Below are 4,576 nucleotides of genomic sequence, written 5' to 3'. Positions count from 1 at the left end.
CCCGTCCGCTGCGGGCGTTCCTCTCCGCGTTGGGCATCGCGATCGGCATCGCCGCGATGATCGCGGTGGTCGGCATCTCCTCGTCGTCCCGGGCCGAACTGGACCGGGCGCTCGACGCGCTCGGCACCAACCTGCTCACCGTCGAGCCGGGCAGCACCCTGTTTGGTGCGGACGCGCAACTGCCCGAGGAGTCAATCGCGATGATCGGGCGGATCGGCCCGGTGACCGAGGTGTCCGCGACCGGGCAGGTCTCCGACGCCAAGGTGTACCGCTCGGACCGGATCCCGGCGGCGGAGACCGGCGGCATCGCCACCCGGGCGGCAGGGCTGGATCTGCTCGGCACCGTCGGGGCCGAGGTGGCCACCGGCACCTGGCTCAACGAGGCGACCGCCCGCTACCCGGCGGTCGTGCTCGGCGCCACCGCGGCGCAGCGGCTCGGGATCACCGCGGCCGACCCGCAGGTGCAGGTGTGGCTGGGTGGACGCCCGTTCACCGTGGTCGGAACCCTCGCCGCCGCACCTCTCGCCCCGGAGCTGGACACCTCGGCGTTGATCGGCTGGTCGGCGGCGACCGAATACCTGGGCTTCGACGGCCACCCCACCATCGTCTACACGCGGGCCGAGGAGTCGCAGGTCGAGGCGGTCCGGTCGGTGCTCGGCGCGACCGCCAACCCGGAGGCGCCGAACGAGGTGGAGGTGTCCCGGCCCTCGGACGCGTTGGCCGCCGCCGAGGCGACCGACGACGCGTTCACCGGTCTGTTGCTGGGTCTGGGCGCGGTCGCCCTGCTGGTCGGTGGGGTCGGTGTGGCGAACACCATGGTGATCTCGGTGCTGGAACGCCGAGCCGAGATCGGCCTACGCCGGTCACTCGGGGCCACCCGTGGTCAGGTTCGGACCCAGTTCCTCGCCGAGTCGCTGCTGCTCTCCGCGCTCGGCGGGATCGGTGGGGTGGTGCTGGGCATCCTGGTCACCTCGGGATACGCGCTGTCGCAGCACTGGCCGACAGTGGTGCCGGCCTGGGCGATGCTCGGCGGGGTGGGTGCCACGCTGATCATCGGCGGCTTCGCCGGCCTCTACCCGGCCGTGCGCGCCGCTCGCCTCTCACCGACCGAGGCGCTGGCCGCCGTCTGACTTTCTGCGGCTGTGGCCCGGCGGCCTGATGCGAAAGAGCGTGATGACTCTGAGGCATCTTGATGCCACACAGTCATCACGCTCTTTGCGGTATTGCCGCCGGAACGGGTCAGGCGATGATCGTGTCGAGGGCGATCTCGACCATCTGGCTGAAGGTCTGCTCCCGCTCCTCGGAGGTGGTCTTCTCGCCGGTCTTGATGTGGTCGCTGACGGTCAACACGGTCAGCGCGCGGGCCTTGAACCGCGCGGCGATCGTGTAGAGCGCCGCCGACTCCATCTCCACGGCCAGCACGCCGTAGTCGGCGAGGGTGTCGTAGAGGTCCGGCCGGTCGGTGTAGAAGGCGTCCGCCGCCAGGATCGGCCCGACGTGCATGCTGATGCCGCGCCGCTCCGCCACCTCGACCGACGTCCGCAGCAGCCCGAAGTCGGCCACCGGGGCGTAGTCGATCAGCCCGTCGAAGCGCATCCGGTTCATGTTCGAGTCGGTGGACGACCCGATCGCCGCCACCACGTCCCGCAGTTGCAGGTCGGTGCTGAGGGCACCGCAGGAGCCGACCCGGATCAGCGTCTTCACGCCGTACTCGTTGATCAGCTCGTGGGCGTAGATGGAGGCCGACGGCATGCCCATGCCGGAGCCCTGGACGGAAACCTCGACGCCGTTCCAGCGGCCGGTGAAGCCCAGCATGCCCCGGACCGTCGAGTAGCAGGTGGCGCCCTCGAGGTAGGTCTCCGCGATCCACTTGGCCCGCAGGGGGTCACCCGGCATCAGGACCCGCTCGGCGATCTCGCCCGGCTTCGCGCCGATGTGCGTACTCATGGCAAAGATCCTGCCAGGCCGGCCCGGGCGATACCGGTTCGGCGTCGGAACCAGCGGTCCTGTACCCTCGTCGGCGGTGGCGTGTCCGAGCGGCCTAAGGAGCACGCCTCGAAAGCGTGTGAGGGTTAACGCCCTCCGAGGGTTCAAATCCCTCCGCCACCGCTCTGTAGTGCGGAAACGCCCGGTTCGACCCGCGAGGATCGAGTCGGGCGTTTCTTCGTCGGCCGGTAGGGCGGTGGTGGTGGGTCAGCAGGGGCCGACGCCGTCGTGGAAGAGGCGGCGGGCCCAGTCGGCGTACCCGGCGATGGTTTTCCGGACCGTGCGCCCGTCGTGGAGGAACAGGTACGCGCGGTCGCCGCTGCGGGCGAGCAGCCCGTCGAGGCGATGTGTCCCCTGTGGAGCGCGAAGTCGGCTGACCTGGGGGTAGCTGTCCCAGACCTGGTCGACGGGCGAGCCGACGGTGATGCCCTCCGGTGTCCGCATCGGGTCGCCGACCCAGAGCAGCACGAGTTTGTCGTCCATGAAGACCGGGCTGACGGTGTCGTGGCCGGCGAGCACCGGCCCGCAGGCGTCCAGGCTGGTACGCAGGATGCCGCGTCTGGTCAGCTCGTCCTCGGTGGCACCGAATTCGATGTTCCGTAGGCCGTTCAGGTCGATGATCTCCACGCTGCCGACGGGCCGGCCGTCCGGGATCGGCCCGGTTGGTGGTACGCCGCTGCCGGCGATTGAGGCAGCAGTCATCAGCGTGGCGATAAACGCAAATTGTCGCAATTTCATGGAATCCCCCAGTCCCCAACGGAACGGGAGCATTCAGGTTGCTGCCAGTGGCCGGATTACTGATTTTCCCACTGCTCGACCAGCTCGTCCCAGTAGTCGGCGCTGAGCCGGCGCCGCCCGTGTGCCAACCAGCCGTCGGTGTTTCGCTCCAGGTGCAACCCCAGTTCGGCGAACGGGTCGATCCAGGTGCCGGGCTCGACGCCGAGCCGGGTCAGGGCCCCGTTGATCGGCCAGAGCGGGCGCGGCGCTTCCAACTCGTCGTCGAAGCACGGGCCCCAGGACAGCTCCCCGCCCAACCACACCGCCGCCGACTGGTAGCCGGCGCCGGCACCGAACTCCGCCTCCAGGTACGCCACCGGCCCCGACCGCGACCAGCGGCTCAGCACCTCGACCAGGGCCGTGGACAGCACCAGGCCGAACGGACGCTCGGCGCTCCGGTCGTCAGTCGCGAAATCCGGTAACGACCCGGTCAGTTCGATCACCAACTGTGGGGTGACCGGCAGCAACGCGAAGTCCTGACGCAGTTCGCCAAGGACGGCGTGGTCCAGCTCGGCGGTCTGCTCGCGGAGCAGTTCGGCGTCCGCGACCACCGCGCTGAGCTGGTAACTCATCAATCCCCCGTCGTCCACAGGGTGTGGATAGAACATGTGTACGACGGCGGCGGGCTCCACCGGCCCCGGGACCGTACCCGCCGTCCGCGCTCACCCCGGGGTGGCGTCGTGCTCCAGCACCACAAGGTGTCCCTGCTGAAGGCGACGCCCCGGCACGTCCAGGTGGTCGGCTGACGCCACCGCACAGACGACTCAGGGCCAGTCCCGTTTGGGGCCGGCCCTGTCGTTCGTGCTGCTCAGGCGAGCGGAGGATACGAGATTCGAACTCGTGAGGGTGTAAACCCAACACGCTTTCCAAGCGTGCGCCCTAGGCCTCTAGGCGAATCCTCCGCGAGCCAGGATACAGGCCCGTGTCGGCCGGGCCACCCCACCACCCCCTGAAGATCGACGGGCGGTCGGGTAGGCTGGGCGTCACCTCCCGTGCGGCGGTATCTCGTGAACCTCCCCAGGGCCGGAAGGCAGCAAGGATAAGCGAGCTCTGCCGGGTGCACGGGAGGCCTTTTTGTCTGTGGGCTGGTTGATCCACTCGACATTCATGATGTCGCGGTGTCCCGGCCAGACGGACACCGCGGTTTCCAGGAAGCCGAGTCGATCAAGCGCGGCGGCCAGGAAGCCGAGTCGATCAAGTCCGTAGGCCCGGGCGCCGCGGCGGGGTGGGTGGTCACCCGCGCCCGACCGGCGCAGAATGGCTCGGTCGAGAGGAGGCGGGACGAGTGACGCTGGCGCTCTACCGCAAGTACCGGCCGCGTACCTTCGCTGAGGTCATCGGTCAGGAGCACGTGACCGAGCCGCTGTCGCAGGCGCTGCGCAGCGGACGGCTCAACCACGCCTACCTCTTCTCCGGCCCACGCGGCTGCGGCAAGACCTCCAGCGCCCGGATCCTGGCCCGGTCGCTCAACTGTGAGCAGGGCCCCACCCCGGAGCCGTGCGGCAAGTGTGAGTCCTGCCGCTCGCTGGCCACCGACGGTGCCGGCTCGATCGACGTGATCGAGATCGACGCGGCCAGCCACGGTGGTGTCGACGACGCCCGTGAGCTGCGCGAGCGCGCCTTCTTCGCGCCAGCCAGCAGCCGCTTCAAGATCTACGTCATCGACGAGGCGCACATGGTCTCGACCCAGGGCTTCAACGCCCTGCTCAAGCTGGTCGAGGAGCCTCCGGAGTACGTCAAGTTCATCTTCGCCACCACCGAGCCGGAGAAGGTCCTCGGGACGATCCGGTCGCGGACCCACCACTACCCGTTC

At 69.3% G+C, this 4,576-nt stretch carries 6 protein-coding genes, 2 tRNA genes and 1 other RNA gene; 5 read left to right on the top strand and 4 right to left on the bottom strand.

Annotation, left to right across the window (positions count from 1 at the left end; translation table 11 throughout):
- Positions 1-8 precede the first annotated feature (8 nt).
- Positions 9-1,130 carry an ABC transporter permease gene (locus KBX53_RS23335; protein ID WP_247676093.1) on the top strand — a complete coding sequence of 374 codons (1,122 nt, stop codon included), beginning with the start codon at positions 9-11 and terminating at the stop codon, positions 1,128-1,130.
- Between the two features lie 109 nt (positions 1,131-1,239).
- Here the strand turns inward: KBX53_RS23335 and deoD are convergent, their stop codons facing one another.
- Complete coding sequence (gene deoD / locus KBX53_RS23330) at positions 1,240-1,947, bottom strand: purine-nucleoside phosphorylase (protein ID WP_030328147.1); 708 nt, start codon at positions 1,945-1,947, stop codon at positions 1,240-1,242.
- Between the two features lie 75 nt (positions 1,948-2,022).
- Between deoD and KBX53_RS23325 the strand changes: the two genes are divergently transcribed.
- Positions 2,023-2,109 (top strand) — tRNA-Ser (locus KBX53_RS23325).
- Positions 2,110-2,193: 84 nt separating this feature from the next.
- Here KBX53_RS23325 and KBX53_RS23320 read toward each other — a convergent pair.
- Both KBX53_RS23320 and KBX53_RS23315 read right to left on the bottom strand, forming a co-directional pair.
- Positions 2,194-2,688, bottom strand: coding sequence for a hypothetical protein (locus KBX53_RS23320; RefSeq protein ID WP_030328144.1), 495 nt, complete (start codon positions 2,686-2,688; stop codon positions 2,194-2,196).
- A gap of 92 nt (positions 2,689-2,780) precedes the next feature.
- A complete protein-coding gene (locus tag KBX53_RS23315; protein WP_210861644.1) occupies positions 2,781-3,335 on the bottom strand; it encodes a hypothetical protein in 555 nt (184 codons plus the stop codon).
- Between the two features lie 21 nt (positions 3,336-3,356).
- On the opposite strand from KBX53_RS23315, the gene KBX53_RS23310 reads away from it, so the two are divergent.
- Entirely contained in the window at positions 3,357-3,509 is a 153-nt protein-coding gene (locus tag KBX53_RS23310; RefSeq protein WP_210861643.1) for a hypothetical protein, read from the top strand.
- Positions 3,510-3,580: 71 nt separating this feature from the next.
- Here KBX53_RS23310 and KBX53_RS23305 read toward each other — a convergent pair.
- Positions 3,581-3,665 (bottom strand) — tRNA-Ser (locus KBX53_RS23305).
- Between the two features lie 82 nt (positions 3,666-3,747).
- Here KBX53_RS23305 and ffs point away from each other — a divergent pair.
- Both ffs and dnaX read left to right on the top strand, forming a co-directional pair.
- Positions 3,748-3,837: signal recognition particle sRNA small type (gene ffs / locus KBX53_RS23300), an RNA gene on the top strand.
- Positions 3,838-4,048: 211 nt separating this feature from the next.
- Positions 4,049-4,576, top strand: a 528-nt coding sequence (gene dnaX, locus KBX53_RS23295; RefSeq protein WP_210861642.1) for a DNA polymerase III subunit gamma/tau, incomplete at its 3' end; no start/stop codon positions are given.

The sequence above is a fragment of the Micromonospora sp. M51 genome, from assembly GCF_018070305.1.
Classification (GTDB): domain Bacteria; phylum Actinomycetota; class Actinomycetes; order Mycobacteriales; family Micromonosporaceae; genus Micromonospora; species Micromonospora parva.
The sequence above is the reverse complement of the archived record's forward strand: the minus strand, read 5'-3'. Positions and strand labels throughout refer to the sequence as shown.

Bases quoted from the DNA above. Each gene is read 5' to 3' on its own strand.
- deoD (WP_030328147.1), bottom strand. From the start codon at position 1,947: ATGAGTACGCACATCGGCGCGAAGCCGGGCGAGATCGCCGAGCGGGTC.
- KBX53_RS23320 (WP_030328144.1), bottom strand. From the start codon at position 2,688: ATGACTGCTGCCTCAATCGCCGGCAGCGGCGTACCACCAACCGGGCCG.
- KBX53_RS23315 (WP_210861644.1), bottom strand. From the start codon at position 3,335: ATGAGTTACCAGCTCAGCGCGGTGGTCGCGGACGCCGAACTGCTCCGC.